Origin of the sequence: Methylobacterium terrae (genome assembly GCF_003173755.1) — a bacterium.
GTDB lineage: Bacteria > Pseudomonadota > Alphaproteobacteria > Rhizobiales > Beijerinckiaceae > Methylobacterium > Methylobacterium terrae.
The window spans coordinates 5,872,807-5,892,672 of record NZ_CP029553.1; the positions used below are offsets into that span (position 1 = coordinate 5,872,807).

A 19,866-nucleotide genomic window follows, 5' to 3' on the forward strand; every position below is an offset into this window, starting at 1 on the left:
GTCCCTCGCTTGAGTCTCCCTCGCTTGAGTCTCCCTCGCTTGAGTCTCCTTGGCGTGAGGTCCGGCGCATGATTCCCTACATCCTGCGCCGCCTCGCCCAGAGCGTCCCGACGCTCTTCATCGTCGTCACCCTGTCGTTCTTCCTGGTGCGGCTCGCGCCCGGCGGCCCGTTCGACCTCGAGCGGCCGCTGCCGGCCGCCGCGATGGAGAACCTGCGCCGGGTCTACGGCCTCGACCAGCCGCTCCTCGTCCAGTATGGCCGCTACCTCGCGGCGCTCGCGCACGGCGACCTCGGGCCGTCCTTCTCGGTGCGCGACCTCTCGGTGGCGGAGCTGTTCGCCCGCGGCCTGCCGGTCTCGATGACGCTCGGCGGCCTCGCCCTCCTGGCCTCGCTCGTCCTCGGCACGGGCCTCGGCGCGCTCGCGGCCCTGCGGCGGGGCGCGTGGCTGGACCACGCCGTGACCACGCTCGGCACCTTCGCGCTCACCGTGCCGGGCTTCGTGGTGGCGCCGCTGCTCCAGATCGCCTTCGGCCTGTCCCTGCGCTGGCTCCCCGTCGGCGGCTGGGACGACGGCGCTCCGAGACACCTCGTCCTGCCGGTCGTCACCCTGGCGCTGCCGCAGGTCGCGGTGATCGCGCGGCTGGCCCGGGCCGGCCTCGTCGAGGTGTTCGACCGGCCGCACTGGCGCACCCTGCGGAGCTTGGGCCTGCCGCCCCGGATGCTGGCGCTCCACGCCCTGCGGGGCGCGGCGCTTCCCGTGGTCTCCTATCTCGGGCCCGCCGCCGCCGGCCTCCTCACCGGCTCGGTGGTGGTCGAGACGGTGTTCGGCCTGCCCGGCGTCGGGCGCTACTTCGTCGACGGGGCGATCAACCGCGACTACACGCTGGTGCTCGGCACGGTGGTGCTGATCGCGGTCTTCGTCCTGGTACTCAACCTGATCGCCGATCTCGCCTGCGCCCTCATCGACCCGCGCTTGAGGGAATTCGGGTGATCCGGTCCGCGGACATCCCCGCCTTCGCCGAGGCCTCGCTCCTCGCCCGCGCCCGCCGGCGCCTCGTCGGGGACGGGATCGCCCGGGCCTGCGCGGCGATCCTCGCCCTCGTGACGCTCGCCTGCCTCGTCGGCCCGCTCCTCACCGGCCACCCCTACGACCGGCTCTACTACGACTATCCCGGCACCCCGCCCTCGCTCGCGCTCTACCCGAAGCCCGACGCGGTGCGCCCGGCCCTCGGCCGGCTCGCCTTCCGGATGCGGGTGCGGGCGGAGGACGTGAGCGTCACGGGCGATGCGGTGCGCGTGACGCTCGCCGCCGACAAGGCCGTCGATCCCCGGGTGCTGACCTTCTTTTCCCGCTCCGACACCTTCGGGGAGGCCCGCGTGCGCGCGCGCTCGGATGACGGGCGGCGGCTGACCGTCGAGGCGCCGCTACGGTCCTTGCGCTTCCTCGCCGGCACCGATTCGCTCGGGCGCGACCTCCTCACCCGCACCCTCGTCGCCGGGCGCCTGTCGCTGGCGCTCGGCCTGATGGCGACCGCGGTGGCGCTCGGCATCGGGGTCGCCTACGGGGCGCTCGCCGGCACCCTCGGCGGGCGGGTCGACGCGGCGATGATGCGCCTCGTCGACATCCTGTACTCCCTGCCCTTCGTGTTCTTCGTCATCATGCTGGTGGTGTTCTTCGGCCGCTCGGTGGCGCTGATCTTCGTCGCGGTCGGCGCCGTCGAGTGGCTCGACATGGCCCGCATCGTCAGGGCGGAGGCGCAAGCGATCCGCCGGCGCGACTACGTCCGGGCGGCGGAGGCGCTCGGCCTCACCACCGCGGCGATCCTGCGCCGGCACGTGGTGCCGAACCTGCTCGGCCCCGTCGTCGCCTTCGCGGCCCTGATGGTGCCCCGCGTGATCCTGCTCGAGAGCTTCCTGTCCTTCCTCGGCCTCGGCGTGCAGGAGCCGGCGACGAGCTGGGGCGTGCTGATCGCCGACGGCGCCCGCTCCCTCGAGACCGCGCCGTGGATGCTGGTCGTGCCGGCCGCGTTCCTGGTCGCCACCCTGCTCGCCCTGACGCTGCTCGGCGAGCGCCTGCGCGACGCCCTCGACCCGCGCGAGGGCGCATGACCCTGTTACGCCTGAGCGGCCTCACGGTGCGCTACCCCGACGCGGGCATCACGGCCCTCGACGGCCTCGACCTCGACCTCGCCCGGGGCGAGACTCTGGCCCTCGTCGGCGAATCGGGCTCGGGCAAGAGCCAGGTCGCCCTCGCCGCGCTGGGCCTGCTGCCGCCCCAGGCGCGGGTGTCGGGCTCCGTGCGCTTCGACGGCACCGAGCTGACGGGGCTGACGCGCCCCGCCCTCGACCGGATCCGCGGCGCCCGCATCGGCCTGGTGTTCCAGGAGCCGATGACCGCCCTCGACCCGCTCTTCCCGGTCGGCCACCAGATCGCCCTGCCGCTCCGCGCCCATCGGTCCTTGAGCCGGCGCCAGGCCCGTGCGCGGGCGCGCGAGCTCATGGATCTCGTCGGGATCCGCGACGCGGCCGCGCGCCTCACCGCCCATCCCCACGAATTGTCGGGCGGCGAGCGCCAGCGGGTGATGATCGCGATGGCGCTCGCCTGCGAGCCCGACCTCCTGATCGCCGACGAGCCGACCACGGCGCTCGACGTCACGGTGCAGGCCCAGATCCTGGCGCTGCTCGCCGACCTGAAGCAGCGCCTGGGGCTCGCGCTGCTCTTCATCACCCACGACCTGCGGCTGGTGCGGCGCATCGCCGATCGCACGGCGGTGCTGCGCGCCGGCCGCCTCGTCGAGGCCGGCCCGACCGAGCGGCTGTTTCGCGATCCGCGGGCGCCCGAGACCCGCGACCTGGTCGCCGCCGAGCCCGCGGGGCGAAAGGCCCCGGTGCCGGAGGGCGCCCCCCCGGTGCTGGAGGCGCGCGGCGTGTCGGTCGCCTATCCGGGCCGCCGGCGCTGGCTGCGGGCCGATCCGCCGCGCCTCGCGGTCGACGGCATCGACCTGACGCTCCGGGCCGGCCAGACCCTCGGGATCGTCGGCGAATCGGGCTCGGGCAAGTCGAGCCTCGGCCGGGCGCTGATCCGCCTCGAGCCCGCGGCCCACGGCCTGGTGCGGTTCGAGGACCGCGACCTCACCGTCCTGGATCGGGCCGCCCTGCGCCCCCTGCGGCGCGGCTTCCAGCCGGTGTTCCAGGACCCGATGGGCTCGCTCTCGCCCCGCCTCACCGCCGGCGAGATCGTCGCCGAGGGTTTGCGGGTCCACGCGCCCCACCTGAACGCCGCGGCGCGCGACGCGCGGGCGGCGGAGGCCTTCGCCGAGGTGCGCCTTGATCCGGCCTGGCGCCACCGCTTCCCGCACGCCTTCTCGGGCGGCCAGCGCCAGCGCATCGCCATCGCCCGGGCGCTGGTCCTGCGCCCGCGCCTCGTCGTCCTCGACGAGCCGACCTCCGCCCTCGACCGCACGGTGCAGCGCGACATCGTCGCGCTCCTGCGCGACCTGCAGGCGGCGCACGGCCTCGCCTACCTCTTCATCTCCCACGACCTCGCGGTGGTGCGGGCCTTGTCCGACACCGTGCTGGTGCTGCGCCACGGCCGCGAGGTCGAGCGCGGCCCGACCGACGCGGTGCTGGAGCGCCCGCGCGAGGCCTATACGAGGGCGCTGGTGGCGGCGGCCGACCGCGATCCGGGTCTCGCAGAGGCGTGAGGCCCCGGCTCCCCGCAGGCCCTTGAAGGGCCCGCCCGGGTGCGCCACTTCGCGCCTTCCGATAGGGCAAATCCTGGAGACCAAGACCGATGCGCTCCGCGCTCGCCCTCACGCTGCTCGCGCTCACGGCCGCGATCCCGGCCATCGCCCCGGCCGCCGCCCAGCCGGCCCCGAAGGGCCCGAAGCCACCGCCGCCGCCGAAGGAGGCCCCCCAGCCCGACCCGAAATCCGACCCGACCGCCGCGATGCTGTTTCCCTGCCGCACCCCGGAGGAGACCTGCTACGTCGGCGTGGTCAGGGACGGCAAGGTCACGGTGCTGTTCACCAACGACCGCAAGGCCGACGCGATCGCCGGCAAGCCGATGGCCGTCTCCGGCGACGGGATCGACCTGGCGAAGACCGAGAACCGGACCGTGATGCTGGTCGGCAGCTACGACCCGAAGGACGGCCTGACCAGGGCCGAGGTCGTCGACGTCGCGAGCCCGCTCGTCGCCTTCGCGCTGAAATCCACCATCGGCGGCGGCGAGCCCGACGAGGGCGCCGACGAGCCGCCCCCGCCGCCGGCCCCGCGCAGGAAGTGAGGCGCCGCTCCAACCCTCCCCCGCAGAAGGGGGAGGGTTCATGCCACCCGCGCCCGACGCCGACATCGCGGTTGATGTACTAAAACATTAGTGCTTCAATGCGCGCGTCACGAAGGCCGCCGCGTGCGCGGCCGCGGAGCGGCGAAGCCGTCCGGTGCGGTGGGGAGGATTCGGGTTCGGGGGCGCAGCCTCCCGGCGGTCCTTCCCGGCGTCCGCGGCCTCTCGCCCCGACCGGAGAGCCCCGATGCCCCTGAGCCCCGAGACCCGCGCGACGCTGAAGACCGTCAGCACCGCCACCCTGGCCACCGCCCTGTTCAAGCGCGGCCTGCGCAACCAGTTCATCCAGGACGTGCGCCCCCTCAACCCGCAGGCCGGGACGATGGTCGGCGAGGCCTACACCCTGCGCTACATCCCGGCCCGGGAGGACCTGAACACGCTGGCGGTCTTCCGCGACCCCGCGCACCCGCAGCGCGTCGCCGTCGACCAGTGCCCGGAGGGCGCGGTGCTGGTGATGGACAGCCGCAAGAACCCGCGCGCGGCCTCCGCCGGCGCGATCCTGGTGACCCGGCTGATGATGCGGGGCGCGGCGGGCGTCGTCACCGACGGCGGCTTTCGCGATTCGCCCGAGATCGGCGCCCTGCCCTTCCCGGCCTACCACAACCGGCCGTCGGCCCCGACCAACCTGACCCTGCACCAGGCGCTCGACATCAACGTGCCGATCGGCTGCGGCGACGTCGCGGTCTTCCCGGGCGACGTGGTGGTGGGCGACGGCGAGGGCGTGATCGTCATCCCGGCGGAGATCGCCGACGAGGTCGCCGCGGAGGCGGCCGAGATGACGGTGTTCGAGGATTTCGTGCTGGAGGAGGTCCGGAACGGCCGCGGCGTCGTCGGCCTCTACCCGCTCATCGACGAGCAGGCCAAGGCCGACTTCGCGGCCTGGCGCCAGAAGACCGGGCGCTAGGGACGCGCGCCTAGAGCATCATCCCGACCATCACCACCGCCACCAGGGTGGCGGTGGCGCCGAGCGCGGCCGCCCACAGGCCGGCCTCGGCGGTGGTGCCGGGGCGGGCATTGTCGTTGGCCGCCGGCGGCAGGGTGCTGGGAAAGCGGCGCCACTTGCGCAGGTGCGACGGCGCCGTGGCGATCAGGTGTGGCAGGGGAGCGACGGCGTTGTGGCGGCACGACATGGACTTGCGCTCCTGAGGGACGCCCGCGCTTGAGTGGCCGTCCTGTGCCCGGCCGCGGAACCGTTGCGGCAGGGCCCGATCAGAGAACGCCGATCCCGGCCCGACGATCCGTCCCTGCCGCAAATTCCCGCCGGCCTGTCTTAAAGGAACTTGCCGGCGCAGGGTCACGTCAGAACAGCGAGTTGCCGTTCGAGTAGCGGTCGGCCAGGCGGTCCGCCTCGCCGGCATCGTCGCGCAGCATCGGCTTCGCCTCGTTGGCGAAGGTGCGCCCGGCATTGCTGTCGCCGAAGCGCGAGTAGGTGTCGTAGAGCTGCACCGTGTCGCCCTGCGCCCGGGCCTGGTCGGCGGTGTAGAGCGCGTCGAAGCGCTTGCCGCCCTGGGCCGCCTGCAGACGCGCCAGGCGCTGCTCGCGCGCGGGGTCGAGGGCGACGCGGCGGCCCGGCGTGGCCGGATCGGTGTCGACGAGCGAGCGGCCGAAGGCGGGCTGGCCCTGGAGCACGTTGCCGACGACCGCGATCGGTGCGGTGGCGATGGCGAGCGGCGCGGTCAGCAGGTTGCCTGCGCCGAGGAGGCCGCCGGAATCGCCCACCACGGTGCCGGAGGCGCTGAGCGAGGTGCCGCGCGGCAGGAGCGCGTCGGTGGTGGCCCGGCGGTTGACGATCGTCTGCTCGGCGTAGTCGCGCACGGCGGGGTTGCGCGACTTCTGCAGCGCGATGCGGCTCGCCTCGATGGTGTAGGCGTCGCTGCGCAGGGCCTCGGCCCGGAACGCGTCGGTCGATTCGGCCGCCGGACGATCGGTCGGGAAGATCACCAGGTTCTGAGCCGCCGCCGGCATGATACCGGCGAACGTGAATCCGACGACGGCCAGAAGAGCAGTACGAGACATTGTGCGAGATCCATCAGACTATAGCCTCGCCGCGCTCCGATGTGCGCTGCGCGAGGCTCGACGCCCCTTCGGCTCCACAACCTTTCCCTTGCGCGGAAGTTCCGCAGGTGGAACCTGTCTCCGTTAGGGCCTGTCCGCCGGGTCGCGCTCCCGGTCGAGGAGCGCGCGCTTGCGCGCGACGCCCCAGCGATAGCCCGACAGGCTGCCGTCGCCGCGCACCACCCGGTGGCACGGCACCGCCACCGCGATCGGGTTGGCGCCGCAGGCGAGCGCGACGGCGCGGGCCGCCGCCGGCGCGCCGATCGCCCGCGCGACCTCGGCGTAGGTCGCGGTGCGCCCCGGCGGGATCGCCCGCAGGGCCTGCCACACCCGCTGCTGGAAGGCGGTGCCGCCGATGTCGAGGGGCAGGCCCGGCGCCGTCCCGGGGGCCTCGACGAGGCCGATCACCTGGCCCACCACCGCCTCGAACCCTGGATCGCCCCCGGTCAGCGCCGCCTTCGGGAACCGGTCCTGGAGGTCGCGCAGGAGGGCGTCGGGATCGTCCCCGAGCAGGATCGCGCACACGCCCCGGTCGGTCGCCGCCACCAGGACGTGGCCGAGCGAGCAGGCGCCGACGGCGAAGCGGATCGCCGCGCCCTCCCCGCCCCGCCGGTAGGCCGTGGGCGTCATGCCGAGCCGTCCCGGCGCCGCGGCGTAGAACCGGCTCGCCGCGCCGTAGCCGGCCCCGTAGATCGCCTCGGTGACCGTCCCGGCCTGCCGCAATTCCTCCGCCGCGCGCGTCGCCCGCCGGCCCTCGCCGTAGGCTCGCGGCGTCACGCCGGTGACCTGCTTGAACACCCGGTGGAAGTGGTAGGGGCTCAAGGACGCCGACGCCGCGAGGTCGGCGAGCGCCGGCGGGGTCTCGGCCGCCTCGATCGTCCGGCAGGCCCGGGCCACCGCCTCGGCCTGGCGCTCGGCCAGGCTCGCCTCGTTCGGCCGGCAGCGCCGGCAGGGCCGGAACCCCGCATCCTCCGCCGCCGCGCAGGTCGGGTGGAAGCTGATGTTCTCACGCAGGGCCGGCCGGGCGGCGCAGCTCGGCCGGCAATAGATGCCGGTGGTGCGCACCGCGTAGACGAACTGTCCGTCCGCGCTCCGGTCGCGGCGGGCGACGGCCGAGAAGCGCGCGGCGTCGTCGAGCGGCGGGACGGCGGGCTCGTCGATGCGGCGCGCCGCGAGGTCGGGATCCGGGTTGCGCATGGTCGTCCTTGCCTCCCTGTCCGGGCGATGGCGCCATCCTCGCCCGCCGTCCCGCGCGTCGCATCCCGGCGCTTGCTGCCGAATTCCGGGTTGCGGCTTGCCGCAGGTTTACTCCGGACGCGGTTTCGCCGTCGCCCCCCGAAACCCGGCAAGCGGCGGGATGTTGGGCACATGTCGGGCGGCCCCGGAGCCGCTCCGGTGCACCCGCCGGCTCCCACTCCTCCCCTGCCGGCGCGGGGCTCGTCTCTCGGATCTCCTCCACTTCCCCGCTGCCGAGGCCCTCGGCAGCGGGGTCTTTCGTGCGCCGGGTCCGCCTTCGCCGGCTCGCGAATGCGGTGGAGCGTGGCGCCGGGGCTCTTGGCCCGGCGGCGGCCCCGGGGGTAAGCCGGAGCCTTGAAGCGACGACACGCGCCGCCCCCCGCGCGGCCGTCCGTGCCCGAGGTGAGACGCCGCGTGACCGACGCGCTCGACGACATCGCCGCCATCCTGGAGCGCACCGGCGATTACCGGGTGCTGCGCCGGCTCGGGCCCTTCGTGCCCCCGGCCGAGGAGCCCGCCGAGCCGACCTTCGTCGGGCTGATCCTCGACACCGAGACCACCGGCATCGACGTCACCGCCGACGAGGTGATCGAGCTCGGCATCGTCAAGTTCGAGTACGGCGCCAGCGGCCGGATCTACCGGGTGCTGGAGCGCTTCAACCAGCTCCACCAGCCCTCCATCCCGATCCCCGAGGCGGTGGTGCGCCTCACCGGCATCACCGACGCCGACGTCGCCGGGCAGCGCATCGACGACGCGGCGGTCGAGGCCCTCGCCGCCGAGGCCCGGGTGATCATCGCCCACAACGCCCGCTTCGACCGCCAGATGTGCGAGCGCCGCTGGCCGATCTTCGTCTCGCGCAACTGGGCCTGCTCCTGCCACCAGATCCCCTGGCGGGCGGAGGGGCACGAGGGGATGCGGCTCGGCCACCTGCTCGCCGATCACGGCCACTTCCACAACGGCCACCGGGCGATCGACGATTGCGAGGCGCTGCTCGCCGTCCTTGCCCGGCCGCTGCGGCTCTCGGGGCGCCTCGCCCTCGCCGCCCTCCTCGAGGCGGCCCGGCGCCCGACCGTGCGGCTCTGGGCCTCCGACGCGCCGATCGCCCTCAAGGACCGCCTCAAGGACCGCAACTACCGCTGGTCGCCCCGGCGCCGCTGCTGGTACGTCGACCTCGACGAGGAGCAGATCGAGATCGAGCGCACCTTCCTGTCGCGGGAGATCTACCGCGGCACCCTGCCCTCCGGCCTGCCGGCCGACCGCTTCACGGCGCGCGACCGGTTCTCGACGCGGGCCGACCCGGAGGCGTAGGCGGGGCGGCCGAGGGGACGCGCTCGGGGGCGCCCGCTATCCATGGCGGACGCGATGATGAACGAAGTCTTTTCTCAGAGATCCGAAATCACGCCGATCGCATCAACCCGGCGATCATCCTGCCGCGCGAAGCATCGTCCGTCCCCGCTCCGATTAAGACTTGCGCCGCCCGCCGCGGCGTAGCCTGCGGCGAGATCACAGCAGCGCAGGCCGCAGACGATGTCCCTGGCGAGTCCTTCCCTACCCAGTCGCGTCGCGCCCGGACGCGACGACGCGGCGGCCATCCCGGGGCGCGACGAGGGCCCGCTGGTGCCCCTCGTGGTCGACCTCGACGGCACGCTCCTGCGCACCGACCTCCTGCTCGAGGGCGTGGTGGCGATCCTGCGCCGCAACGTCCTGATGCTGTTCGCGATGCTGGCCTGGCTGCCCCGCGGACGGGCCCACTTCAAGCGCCGGGTGGCCGAGCACGCCGCCCTCGACTTCGCCACCCTGCCGGCGAACGAGGAGCTGCTCGCCTATATCGAGCTGCAGAAGACGCTCGGGCGCGAGATCGTGCTCGCCACCGCGGCCGACGAACTGATGGCCCGCCGGATCGTCGAGCGCTTCCCCCTGTTCGACCGCGCCGTGTCGAGCGACGGGCTCGTCAACCTGAAGGGGGAGGTCAAGGCCAGGCGCCTCGCCGCCCTGTTCCCGCGCGGGTTCGACTACGCCGGCAACGCCGCGGTCGACCTGCCGATCTGGGCGCGCGCCGAGCGGGTGATCCTGGTCGAGACCCCGGCGAGCGTCGCCCGCGCCGCGCGGGCCGGCGGGCGCCCGATCGAGGAATTCGCCGCCGCGCCGCGCCTGCGGGCGCTCGCCAAGGGCTTGCGCCTGCACCAATGGGCCAAGAACGGCCTCGTCTTCGTGCCGCTGGTGCTCGGCGGGCTCGCGGGCAGCGCCGGTGCCTGGGCCGAGGCCGGGCTCGCCTTCCTGGCGCTCGGCCTCGTCGCCTCGGCGAGCTACCTCCTCAACGACCTGTGGGACCTGCCGCACGACCGGGCGCACTGGTCGAAGCGCCACCGGCCGCTCGCGAGCGGGCGGCTGCCCCTGGCGACCGGCCTCGCCGCGACGGTAGGCGGGCTGACCTCGGGCCTCGCCCTCGCGGCGCTGGCCGGCCCGGCGGTGCTCGCCGCGGTGCTGGCCTACCTCGCCGTGACGCTTGCCTACTCGTTCTCGCTCAAGCGCGTGCCGATGCTCGACGCGCTGATCCTCGGCGGCCTGTTCACCCTGCGCCTCGTCATCGGGGTCGCGGCGGTGGGCGTGGCCTGGTCGCCCTGGCTCCTCACCTTCTCGATGTTCCTGTTCACCTCGCTCTCCTTCGCCAAGCGCCACACCGAGCTGCGCGGGGCGGTCAGGCGCGGGCGCACCGGCCAGCTCTCGGGCCGCGGCTACCGCCCGGCCGACGAGCCGGTGGTGCTCGCCTTCGGGATCGCGGCGGGGCTTGCCAGCATCGTGATCTTCATCCTCTACCTCGCCAACGAGGCGTTCCGGCACGCGGTGCTCTCCGCGCCGCTGGCGCTCTGGGCCTTCCCGCTGGTGCTGGTGCTGTTCATGGGCCGGATCTGGCTGCTCGCGGGCCGCGACGAGCTCAACGACGATCCCGTCGCCTTCGCGGTCAGGGACCGGCCGTCCCTGAGCCTCGCGGCGGTCGCCGGCCTCGCCTTCGCGGTCGCGGCCTTCGGGCTGCCGGGCTGGGGCTACTGATGTCGCCGCAGGTCGTCCGCTTCCTGATCGCCGGCGGCTCGGCCGCCGCGGTCAACTGGCTGTCGCGCATCGCCCTGTCGCTGGTGATGCCCTACGTCGCCGCGATGCTCGTCGCCTACGGGATCGGCATGGCGGCGGGGTTCTGGCTCTACCGGACCTTCGTGTTCCGGGGCGCCGGCACCGGCCGGCTGTCGCGACAGGTCGCGGTCTTCGTCGCCGTCAACGCCGTCGGGGCCGGCGTGGTGCTGGGGGTGAGCGCGGCCCTCGTCGCGGTCCTCGCCGCCCTGGTGCCGGCCGTGCCGGTGCCGGTGGCCGAGGCGCTCGGGCACGGCGCCGGCATCGCGGTCGGCGCGGTCTCGAACTATTTCGGCCACCAGATCCTGACCTTCGGGGTGCGGCGCACCCAGGTCGAAGCCTGACGATCCGGGGTGCGGCGCACCCGGGGTCGAAGCCTGACGATCCGGGGTGCGGCGCACCCAAGTCGAAGCCTGGAAAATCCGGGGTGCGGCGCACCCCGGTCGAGGCATGAGTAGGACTCAGATCCGGTAGAGACTCGTCAGCAGCGTCACCGCCGCGTTGGCGAGGATGCCCCAGGTGACCAGCAGCGGCAGGGCCGCGAAGGCACGGGGCCGCTCGCCCCGCAGCATCAGCACGATCAGGATCGGCAGCCAGTCGAGGGTGTAGCGCTGGGTGGCGGTCTGGTCAGCGCCGTTCGAGTGGTAGAACAGGGTGATGCCGGCGATGATCGCGATGACGAGGGCGCCCGCCGCGAAGGCCCGGTCGAGGCGGGCGTAGAACGCCAGCAGCAGCCACGGGCTCATCACCAGCAGGCCCGAGCCCGAGCGGTCGATCCCGGTGAGCTGGGTCAGGTACGGCCCGCCGAACTCGAAGTGGATGCCCTGCAGGAACAGGTAGAGCGCGTTGAACAGCACGTAGTCGCGCGAGAACAGTCCGACCTCGGTGATGCGCCGCCAGATGAAGCCGGCGCTGCCGGGATTGTGGATGAAGGCGTAACCGGTCTCGGTCGGGCTGCCGAAGCGGGCGTAATTGTAGGCGACGTAGGCGAGGAGCGCGATCGCCACCGGGATCCCGGCGAGCAGCACCGGGCGCATGAGCCCCCGCGCCGTCTCGCGCCACCCCTCGTGCCGCGGCAGCGCCAGGAGGAGCAGGAACAGCGGGTAGAAGATCGCCATCTGCCGGCACAGGAAGGCGAGGGCCACGAACAGCCCGGCGAGCGGCAGCGAGCGCCGGCAGATCACCGCCCACAGGCTCAAGGTGGTCATCAGGAAGCCGACCGACTGGGCGTAGAACCACACGCCCTCCGCACGCAAGGTGACCTGGAACAGCGGGCTGGCGAAGGCGATCGCCGCGAGCAGCCAGAGCGCGTCGGGCTCCTCGACGTCGAGCGCCCGGAAGATGCGGTGCCAGGCCCACAGGCTGATGGCCCCGAGCGCCATCGCCAGCAGCACGAAGCCCTTGAAGCCCGGGAACCCGAACACGGCGACGAAGGGCAGCGCCACGAGCGCCGGCAGCGGCGGGAAGATCACGTAGGTGCGGCCCTGGAACAGGGCGCAGTCGATCTCCGGGCAGCTCTCGATCCACAGGCGTCCGTGCAGGAGCGCGTCGGCCAGCGCCCCGTGCGAGTTGAGGCCGGGATCGCGCAAGGCGCCCCGCAGGACCAGGAGGCCGAGGAGCGCGAGGGCGCCCAGCGCGGCGAGGACGGCGAGCGTCCGGTTGCGGTTGTCCTCGGAAGTGCGGTGCATGGGATCCTGGCGGGCGAAGGGCTATGGGCGCCGTCGCCGGCGATCCTCCGTCCAGCTTGTCCCGCTCAGGCTTAACCGGGACTTTCGCGCCGCCTCGTTCCCGTCCCGCGATGGGACCGGCCGCCGGCTACCAGTCCCGTCCCAGGCTGACGGCGATCCGGCTCGGGCGCGCCTCGACCAGGGCGGCCGCCAGGCTCGCGAGCGCGCGCGCCGCCGCGCCCCGGGCCGCGGCCTCCGTCCGCGACGGCAGGCCGTCCATCGCCGCCAGGCGCTCGCCCGCCGCCACGACCCGCTGCACGGCGCGCCGGATCCGCGGGGCGGTTTCCGTCAGGGCGCAGATGTCGGACAGGCTGCTGCGCACCGCGTGCATCGTCTCCCGCTTGTTGGCGCTCGCCGCCAAGTCGAGGACGGCGCGCTCGACCGCGTCGAGCAGGGCCCTGAGGGGCTGCGGCGCCGTGCTCGAACGATCGCCCGGTCCGGCAGCGGGGCGTTGCTGCTTCACGTCGGTATCCGAGCCGAGCATGGCGGATTCTCTGGTTGGACCGGCTGGCCGTTGCCCACGGCTCATCATGGCAAATCAACTTTTATCTTGCAACTGGGCAAAATGACCTCTGTGCATGGAAGGCAGGGCGGCCCGATCTAACGTAGAGAATGCCGCGTGCGGCGAGACATGGAAAGACCTGAGGTTGTAATGTCGCGCGCCGGAAGTTGTCCTGCGAGGTCGAGGCCGTTCCGCTGGATTGTCCGGTTGCTGGCGCGCTCGCGCCGGCATGGCCCCGGGGACGGCGTCTGTGCCCCCGATGACGTCGTCCCCAGGTCTTCGATCGACGTCAGAGAGACGTTTTGAGATAGATGATCTCCGTTTCTCGGCTGGGAATTAAAGAAAATAATCTTATTTGAGGTGCGCAACGGCAACAGTTGCAAGGTCCGGTCGAGCGATGTCCCACACCAGGGCGAGCGTTGCGGCCATTCGAGGTGTTCCCGATCCCATCCTCTCGCACCGCCCGCCTGCGCCGAGCCGGGATGTGGCGACCGATGCCGCGGTCCATGCCGGGGCATCCCGGGCCGCCTTCAGGGTTGCGCGCGTGCGGGCCCTGCTCGATGGCACGCCGGTCCTCCAGGCGCGCCGCCTCGGCCGCGCCCGGCTGGCCGCGAACGTCGTGGATCTCGATTGCCTGCAGCGGATAGGGCCGGAGGGGCGGGTCCTGTTCTACGAGGCCGCCTGAGACGGCTACCCGCATCGCGACAGCGATTGCGGAGCAATCGCCGCGCGATCGACCGGAACCCGGATCGGACGGCCTCCCCCTCCCCCGTGTCGCCGCGGCCACATGCCCGCCGCACCGACTCTGGTATGAGGACGGCCTCCCCCTTCCCCATCGAGAGATCCCCGGGCCCCGCATGATCGTCGTCGAGGACACCGTCGGTCCGAACGGACCCCATCCCGTCCTGGCCGTCACGGGCCTCGCCCGCGAGGCGCGGCTCGCCGCCGGGCCGGGCGTGGCGACCGTGGGCGCCGGGGGCGATCCGGAGCGGCTGCGGGACGTGCTGAAGGGGCGTGCAGGCCCGGGCTGCCGGGCGGTGATGAGCATCGGCATCGCCGGCGGGCTCGATCCGGACCTGGCGCCGGGCGACGTCGTGGTGGCGACCGGGGTGAGCGCGGGCGGGATGCGGCACTCGGCGCACGACCGGGTCGTCGCGGCGCTCGCCCGCCGGCTGGCGGACGCGCCGGCGCGGGTGGTCCTGGCCGATGTCGTGGGGGTGGAGGCGGCGGTCCTCTCGCCGCACGCCAAGGCGCGGCTGCGCGCCGAGACCGGCGCCGCTTCGGTCGACATGGAATCCCACGTCGCCGCCGCCTTCGCGGAGGCGCACGGCCTGCCGTTCTGCGCCGTCCGGGTGGTGTGCGACCCGGCCGACCGCGCCCTGCCGGCGGCGATCGCCAAGGCCCTCAAGCCGGACGGCGAGCCCGACATCCTCGCCGTCCTGGCGGCACTGGCGCGCCGCCAGGCCACGTTGGGCGGGCTCGTCCGCCTCGCCCGCGACTCGTCGGCGGCCTTCGCCTCGCTAGGCCGCTGTCGCGCGCTTCTTGGCGTCGGCCTTGGCGTCCCGGATCTCGGAGAGCTTCTGCGCGACGTTGCGTGAGAACACGAACTCGGCCGGGCGCTGGTTCTCGAGGGAGATCTCGGGAGCCATCTCGCCCTCGGTCTTGATCCCGCGCATGGCGTAGACCAGCGGCTTCCACGGCTTCTTCACCGAATCGACCACCGAGGAGGCCTCGTAGCCCGAATGCACCATGCAGTCGGCGCACTTCTCGTAGTTGCCGGTGCCGTAGGCGTCCCAGTCCGTGGTCTCCATCAGCTCCTTGAAGGTCTTGGCGTAGCCCTCGCCGAGCAGGTAGCACGGCTTCTGCCAGCCGAAGACCGTCCGGGTCGGGTTGCCCCACGGCGTGCAGTGGTAGGTCTGGTTGCCGGCCAGGAAGTCGAGGAACAGGCCCGACTGCTGGAAGGTCCACTTCTCGCGGCCCTTCTCCTTGCCGAGGCGGAACACGCCGCGGAACAGGTCCTTGGTCGCCCGGCGGTTGAGGAAGTGCTGCTGGTCGGGGGCGCGCTCGTAGGCGTAGCCGGGGGAGACGGTGATGCCGTCGATGCCCATCCGGGTCACGCTGTCGAAGAAGTCCGCGATCTTGTCGGCCGAGGAGTTGTTGAAGAAGGTGCAGTTGATCGTGACCCGGAAGCCCATCTCCTTGGCCTTCTGGATCGCCGCCACCGCCTTGTCGTAGACGCCGCGCTGGCACACCGACTGGTCGTGCATCTCCTTGTCGCCATCGAGATGGATCGACCAGGTGAAGTACGGGCTCGGCTTGTACTGCGCGATCTTCTTCTCGAGGAGAAGCGCGTTGGTGCAGACGATCGCGAACTTCTTCTGGGCGATGATGCCCTCGACGATCTGCGGCAGGTCCTTGTGCAGCAGCGGCTCGCCGCCCGCGATGACGACGACGGGTGCGCCGCACTCGCGGACCGACTCGAGTGCTTCGTCGACCGGCAGGCGCTTGTTGAGGATCTCGTCCGGATAGTCGATCTTGCCGCAACCCGCGCAGGCGAGATTGCACCGGAACAGGGGCTCCATCATCATGACCAGCGGGTAGCGCTTGCGGCCGGTGATGTGCTGCTTGAGAATGTAGCCGCCGATCTTCGCGACGTACCGGAGAGGAATGCCCAAGACCAAGGCTCCTTGTGTCGTGGTTCGTGTCGGGTGCTGTGCCAAGCGGGCTGATTAGCCCGAAAAGTGGCGGATTTCCAGCAAGCTAGGTTCGAAAGGGTCCAGGCTGTGTGCGGAAGGGCCTAAGTGTGGCCCAAACTCGACGGGAGCGGGAAGCTCGCGCTCTCGGTAACGCCCGGGAGCGTGGAGATCGTCAGGGGGGTGCGACGCTGCAGCGCAGCAATCACCTCGGCGATCACGACCTCCGGCGTCGAGGCGCCGGCGGTGAGGCCGAGGGTGCGGATGCCCGCGAGATCGATTCGCTCCAGGTCCTCCGCCCCCTCGACGAGGTGGCTCGGCCGGCCGGCCTCGGCGGCGATCTCGCGCAGGCGGTTGCAGTTCGAGGAGTTCCTCGCCCCCACCACCAGGATCAGGTCGGCGATTTCGGCGAGCGCCCGCAATGCGGCCTGGCGGTTCTGGGTCGCGTAGCAGATGGCCTTGGTGTCGGGGCCGACGAGGTCGGGAAAGCGCTGGTGAAGGACCGCGATGATCGCCCGCGCGTCGTCGACGCTGAGCGTCGTCTGGGTGACGTAGGCGAGCCGCGTGTCGGCGGGCAGGTCCAGGCCTTCCGCCTCCGCGACGCTGCCGACGAGGTGGACCTCGCCGTCGATCCGGCCGAGCGTGCCCTCGACCTCGGCGTGGCCCGCATGTCCCACCAGGATCACCGTGCGCCCCTGCGCGGCGTAGCGCCGTCCCTGCCCGTGCACCTTGGCGACGAGGGGACAGGTCGCGTCGATGACGGGCAGGCCCCGGCGCGCGGCCTCCGCCTCGACCGCCCGCGACACGCCGTGGGCCGAGAAGATCGTGGTGGCGCCGTCCGGGACGGCGTCGAGGCTCTCGACGAAGCGGGCGCCCTTGGCCTCGAGGTCGGCGACGACGCGGCCGTTATGGACGATCTCGTGGCGGACGTAGACCGGTCGGTCGCCCCGGGCGAGCACCCGCTCGACGATGTCGACCGCCCGCACCACCCCGGCGCAGAAGCCCCTCGGCTGGGCCAGCACGAGGGCGAGCCCGTTCTCCCGCCTGTCCGCCACCGGTCCTCCGTCCCGCCGCGACCGGGTCCCGCCCTCGAGCGGGGCGGAACCCTCCCCGGCTGCGACGTTTACGGCCAGGATCGCCGCCCGGTAAAGCCGCGCTCGTCGGGCGCGCGCCCGGCGGAACGGTCGCCCGGAGCCGGGATCCGTTTGCGGCCAACGCGTTGCAATCGGGCCTGCGGGTCATTACCTAGCGCGCCACGGACGTGCTGCTTCGGCCTTGCCGTGACGCGCGTACACACCGTGACCATGGGCGCCGCTGCCCTGCGCGCTATACTGGTCCCGGCCGGAGCGGGATTCCGTGGGGCGTCGCCGTCCTGGCGGGGCCGCCGGGCCGATTCATCAGGACTTCACCGGGCCGCCGCGATCCGACGCGCGGCCCGCGAGCTAGAGGCAGGCTTCGCATCGTGATCGAACGGCTCGTGGCGTTTTCCGTACACCGGCGCTGGCTCGTCATCGTGGCCGCGCTGCTGGTCACCGTCGCGAGCGCCCTGACGGCGGCGCATCTCTTCCGCATCAACACCGACGTCGAGCGCCTGATCACCGCGGACGTGCCCTGGCGCCAGGACGAGATCCAGTTCGAGAAGACCTTCCCGCAGCGCAGCAACCTGCTCGTCGCGGTGATCGACGCGCAGACGCCCGAGCAGGCCGAGGAGGCGGCCAACCGCCTGACCCAGGCCCTCTCGACGCACAAGAACCTGCTGCCGATCGTCTACCGGCCCGACAGCGGGCCGTTCTTTGACAAGAACGGCCTTCTCCTGATGCCCCAGAAGGACCTGGAGCAGACCACCGAGAAGCTGATCCAGCAGCAGGGCCTGCTCGGGCCGCTGGCCGCCGATCCGTCCCTGCGCGGCATCATGCAGGCGATGGTGATGGGGGCCCAGGGCGTGAAGGCCGGCCAGGCCAAGCCCGAGGACCTCGTCGGCCCGATGGGCCAGATGAAGGAGGTCTTCGACCGTGTGCTCAAGGGCGAGCGGGCCCAGCTGTCGTGGCAGCTGCTGCTGGCCGGCGGCAAGGCTGAGCCGAGCGACCTGCGCCGCTTCGTCATCGCCCAGCCGGTGCTCGACTACGACGCCCTCCAGCCCGGCGAGAAGGCGACTCAGCTCATCCGCGAGACCGCCCGCAACCTCGGCCTGACCGAGGCCAACGGGGTGCGGGTGCGCTTGACCGGCCAGGTCGCGGTGGCCGACGACGAATTCGCGACGCTCGCCGACGACGCGGGCCTGAACTATTCGGTCACCGGCGGCGCCATCGTGCTGTTCCTGTGGCTGGCCCTGCGCTCGACGAGCCTCGTCGTCGCCGTCCTCATCACCACCTTCGCGGGGCTCGTCGTCACGGCGGCGCTCGGCCTCGTGATGGTCGGCGAGCTGAACCCGATCTCGGTCGCCTTCGCGGCCCTGTTCGTCGGCCTCGGCATCGATTTCGGCATCCAGTTCGCCGTGCGCTACCGCGCCGACCGCTTCGCCGAGGAGGACCTCGTGCGGGCGATCCGCTCGGCCGCCCGCGGCGTCGGCTGGTCGCTGACGCTGGCGGCGGTATCGCTGCTGGCCGGCTTCTTCTCGTTCCTGCCGACCGACTTCCGCGGCGTGTCCGAGCTCGGGTTGATCGCCGGCGTCGGCATGATCGTCGCCTACCTGTTCTCGCTCACCCTGCTGCCGGCGCTGATCGCCGTGCTGCGGCCGCCGGGCGAGAAGCAGGAGGTCGGCACCGCCGGCATGGCCTCGGTCGACCACTGGATCCTCGCCAACCGCAAGCTGGTCCTGGTGCTCACCGGCCTCGTCACCGTGGCGGGCCTGCCGCTGCTCTACTGGCTGCCGTTCGACTCGAACCCGATGCACCTGCGCAGCGCGAGGGTGGAATCGGTCGCGACCTATCTCGACCTCACCAAGGACCCGAAGACCAGCCCCAACACCATCGACGTCGTCGTGCCCAGCCGCGACGCCATCGCGCCCATGGTGAAGAAGCTGACGGCCCTGCCGAGCGTCGCCGGGGTGATCGACATCGACACCTTCGTGCCGGCCGACCAGGACCAGAAGCTCGCGACGATCGAGGACGCCGCGCAGGTGATGGGCCCGGTGCTCAACCCGCCCCGCGTCGCCCCCGCGCCGAGCGACCGCGAGGTGGTGACGGCGATCCGCAACGCGGTCACGGCGCTCCGCGGGATCTCGCAGGGGGCACAAGGCGCCAACGCCTCCGGTCCGCTCGCCACGATCCAGGGCTTCACCGACACCCTCGATCGCCTCGCCGCCGCCGAGCCTCCCGTGCGCGAGGCCGCCGCCGCCGCGGTGGTGCCGAACCTCAAGGCCCTGCTGACCCGCCTGCGCAGCCTGCTCACCCCGGAGAAGATCACGCTGGAGAACCTGCCGGCGCAGATCCGCTCCGACTGGATCGCCGCCGACGGCAAGGCCCGGATCGAGGTGCAGCCCAAGGGCAACTCGAACGACAACGCGGTGCTGCGGCGCTTCTCCAAGGAGGTGCTGAGCGTCGCGCCCCACGCCACCGGCGCGCCGGTCGCCACCACGCGGTCGAGCCACACGATCCTCGGCGCCTTCATCGAGGCGGGCCTCTTGGCGCTGCTCTCGATCTTCATCATCCTGTCGGTGGCCCTGCGCCGGCCCTGGGACGTCGCCATGGCGCTCGGACCCCTGGTGCTCGCCACCCTGTGGACCCTGGAGGCGCTCTACCTCATCGGCATGCCGCTGAACTTCGCCAACATCATCGCGCTGCCCCTGATGCTGGCGGTGGGCGTGGCCTTCCACATCTACTACGTGATCGCCTGGCGGGCCGGCGTCGCCGACATGCTGGCCTCGAGCCTGACCCGGGCGATCTTCTTCTCGGCGCTCACCACCGGCACCGCCTTCGGCTCGCTGGTGCTGTCGAGCCACCCGGGCACCGCCAGCATGGGCAAGCTCCTCGCCCTGTCGCTGTTCTTCACCCTGGTGGCCGCCTTCTTCATCGTGCCGGCCTTCCTCGGGCCGCCGCCGAAGCAGAAGGCGAAGGACGGGGTGCCGGAGAACGCGGCCCGGCGGGATCCGCTGATCCCGGCCTGAGGGCCGGCTTACGCTCCGCAACGACAAGGCCCGTCCCTCCGCCGAGGGGCGGGCTTTTTTCATGATGGCGCGGGAAATC

At 72.5% G+C, this 19,866-nt stretch carries 18 protein-coding genes; 11 read left to right on the top strand and 7 right to left on the bottom strand.

Going from position 1 to position 19,866, the window contains the following annotated elements; all coding sequences use genetic code 11:
* The first annotated feature begins 68 nt into the window (after positions 1-68).
* The 5 genes from DK419_RS27140 (at position 69) to DK419_RS27160 (ending at position 5,247) form a co-directional block, all read left to right on the top strand.
* A complete protein-coding gene (locus tag DK419_RS27140) occupies positions 69-992 on the top strand; it encodes an ABC transporter permease (RefSeq protein WP_109961825.1) in 924 nt (307 codons plus the stop codon).
* The gene (locus DK419_RS27145; protein WP_342587205.1) at positions 989-2,110 is read left to right on the top strand and encodes an ABC transporter permease; all 1,122 of its coding nucleotides are present in this window, start codon (positions 989-991) and stop codon (positions 2,108-2,110) included. The genes DK419_RS27140 and DK419_RS27145 overlap by 4 nt, the downstream gene beginning before the upstream one ends.
* A complete protein-coding gene (locus DK419_RS27150) occupies positions 2,107-3,705 on the top strand; it encodes an ABC transporter ATP-binding protein (protein ID WP_109961826.1) in 1,599 nt (532 codons plus the stop codon). Before DK419_RS27145 ends, DK419_RS27150 begins: the two co-directional genes overlap by 4 nt.
* Positions 3,706-3,794: 89 nt before the next feature.
* Positions 3,795-4,286, top strand: a complete 492-nt coding sequence (locus DK419_RS27155; RefSeq protein WP_109961827.1) for a hypothetical protein — start codon at positions 3,795-3,797, stop codon at positions 4,284-4,286.
* Positions 4,287-4,530: 244 nt separating this feature from the next.
* Positions 4,531-5,247 carry a ribonuclease activity regulator RraA gene (locus DK419_RS27160; RefSeq protein ID WP_109961828.1) on the top strand — a complete coding sequence of 239 codons (717 nt, stop codon included), beginning with the start codon at positions 4,531-4,533 and terminating at the stop codon, positions 5,245-5,247.
* Positions 5,248-5,257: 10 nt separating this feature from the next.
* Here the strand turns inward: DK419_RS27160 and DK419_RS27165 are convergent, their stop codons facing one another.
* The 3 genes from DK419_RS27165 to ada all read right to left on the bottom strand — a co-directional run bounded on the left by DK419_RS27165 (position 5,258) and on the right by ada (position 7,595).
* On the bottom strand, positions 5,258-5,473 hold the full coding sequence (locus tag DK419_RS27165; RefSeq protein WP_109961829.1) for a hypothetical protein: 216 nt from the start codon (positions 5,471-5,473) through the stop codon (positions 5,258-5,260).
* Positions 5,474-5,642: 169 nt separating this feature from the next.
* On the bottom strand, positions 5,643-6,308 hold the full coding sequence (locus tag DK419_RS27170) for a DUF4142 domain-containing protein (RefSeq protein WP_245442746.1): 666 nt from the start codon (positions 6,306-6,308) through the stop codon (positions 5,643-5,645).
* A gap of 174 nt (positions 6,309-6,482) precedes the next feature.
* A complete protein-coding gene (gene ada, locus DK419_RS27175; RefSeq protein WP_109961831.1) occupies positions 6,483-7,595 on the bottom strand; it encodes a bifunctional DNA-binding transcriptional regulator/O6-methylguanine-DNA methyltransferase Ada in 1,113 nt (370 codons plus the stop codon).
* A gap of 453 nt (positions 7,596-8,048) precedes the next feature.
* Here ada and DK419_RS27180 point away from each other — a divergent pair, with 453 nt between their 5' ends.
* The 3 genes from DK419_RS27180 to DK419_RS27190 all read left to right on the top strand — a co-directional run bounded on the left by DK419_RS27180 (position 8,049) and on the right by DK419_RS27190 (position 11,104).
* The gene (locus DK419_RS27180; protein ID WP_109961832.1) at positions 8,049-8,942 is read left to right on the top strand and encodes a 3'-5' exonuclease; all 894 of its coding nucleotides are present in this window, start codon (positions 8,049-8,051) and stop codon (positions 8,940-8,942) included.
* A gap of 219 nt (positions 8,943-9,161) precedes the next feature.
* Positions 9,162-10,685 carry a UbiA family prenyltransferase gene (locus tag DK419_RS27185; protein ID WP_109961833.1) on the top strand — a complete coding sequence of 508 codons (1,524 nt, stop codon included), beginning with the start codon at positions 9,162-9,164 and terminating at the stop codon, positions 10,683-10,685.
* Positions 10,685-11,104 (top strand): GtrA family protein, encoded by a 420-nt coding sequence (locus DK419_RS27190; RefSeq protein ID WP_109961834.1) that lies wholly within the window; start codon positions 10,685-10,687, stop codon positions 11,102-11,104. The genes DK419_RS27185 and DK419_RS27190 overlap by 1 nt, the downstream gene beginning before the upstream one ends.
* A 117-nt stretch (positions 11,105-11,221) precedes the next feature.
* Here DK419_RS27190 and DK419_RS27195 read toward each other — a convergent pair whose 3' ends face one another.
* Complete coding sequence (locus DK419_RS27195; protein ID WP_109961835.1) at positions 11,222-12,448, bottom strand: hypothetical protein; 1,227 nt, start codon at positions 12,446-12,448, stop codon at positions 11,222-11,224.
* Between the two features lie 127 nt (positions 12,449-12,575).
* Entirely contained in the window at positions 12,576-12,971 is a 396-nt protein-coding gene (locus tag DK419_RS27200) for a hypothetical protein (RefSeq protein ID WP_109961836.1), read from the bottom strand.
* 502 nt (positions 12,972-13,473) lie between these two features.
* Here DK419_RS27200 and DK419_RS27205 point away from each other — a divergent pair.
* Together DK419_RS27205 and DK419_RS27210 are read left to right on the top strand one after the other, a co-directional pair.
* On the top strand, positions 13,474-13,674 hold the full coding sequence (locus DK419_RS27205; protein WP_109961837.1) for a hypothetical protein: 201 nt from the start codon (positions 13,474-13,476) through the stop codon (positions 13,672-13,674).
* Positions 13,675-13,846: 172 nt separating this feature from the next.
* Positions 13,847-14,587, top strand: coding sequence for a phosphorylase (locus DK419_RS27210; protein ID WP_109961838.1), 741 nt, complete (start codon positions 13,847-13,849; stop codon positions 14,585-14,587).
* Here DK419_RS27210 and hpnH read toward each other — a convergent pair.
* On the bottom strand, positions 14,510-15,664 hold the full coding sequence (gene hpnH, locus DK419_RS27215; RefSeq protein WP_048442592.1) for an adenosyl-hopene transferase HpnH: 1,155 nt from the start codon (positions 15,662-15,664) through the stop codon (positions 14,510-14,512). The two genes, DK419_RS27210 and hpnH, sit on opposite strands and share 78 nt — an antisense overlap.
* A 122-nt stretch (positions 15,665-15,786) precedes the next feature.
* Positions 15,787-16,737 (bottom strand): 4-hydroxy-3-methylbut-2-enyl diphosphate reductase, encoded by a 951-nt coding sequence (gene ispH / locus DK419_RS27220; protein WP_109961839.1) that lies wholly within the window; start codon positions 16,735-16,737, stop codon positions 15,787-15,789.
* A 407-nt stretch (positions 16,738-17,144) separates the two neighbouring features.
* Here ispH and DK419_RS27225 point away from each other — a divergent pair, with 407 nt between their 5' ends.
* On the top strand, positions 17,145-19,787 hold the full coding sequence (locus DK419_RS27225) for an MMPL family transporter (protein WP_109961840.1): 2,643 nt from the start codon (positions 17,145-17,147) through the stop codon (positions 19,785-19,787).
* The last annotated feature ends 79 nt before the right edge of the window (positions 19,788-19,866 follow it).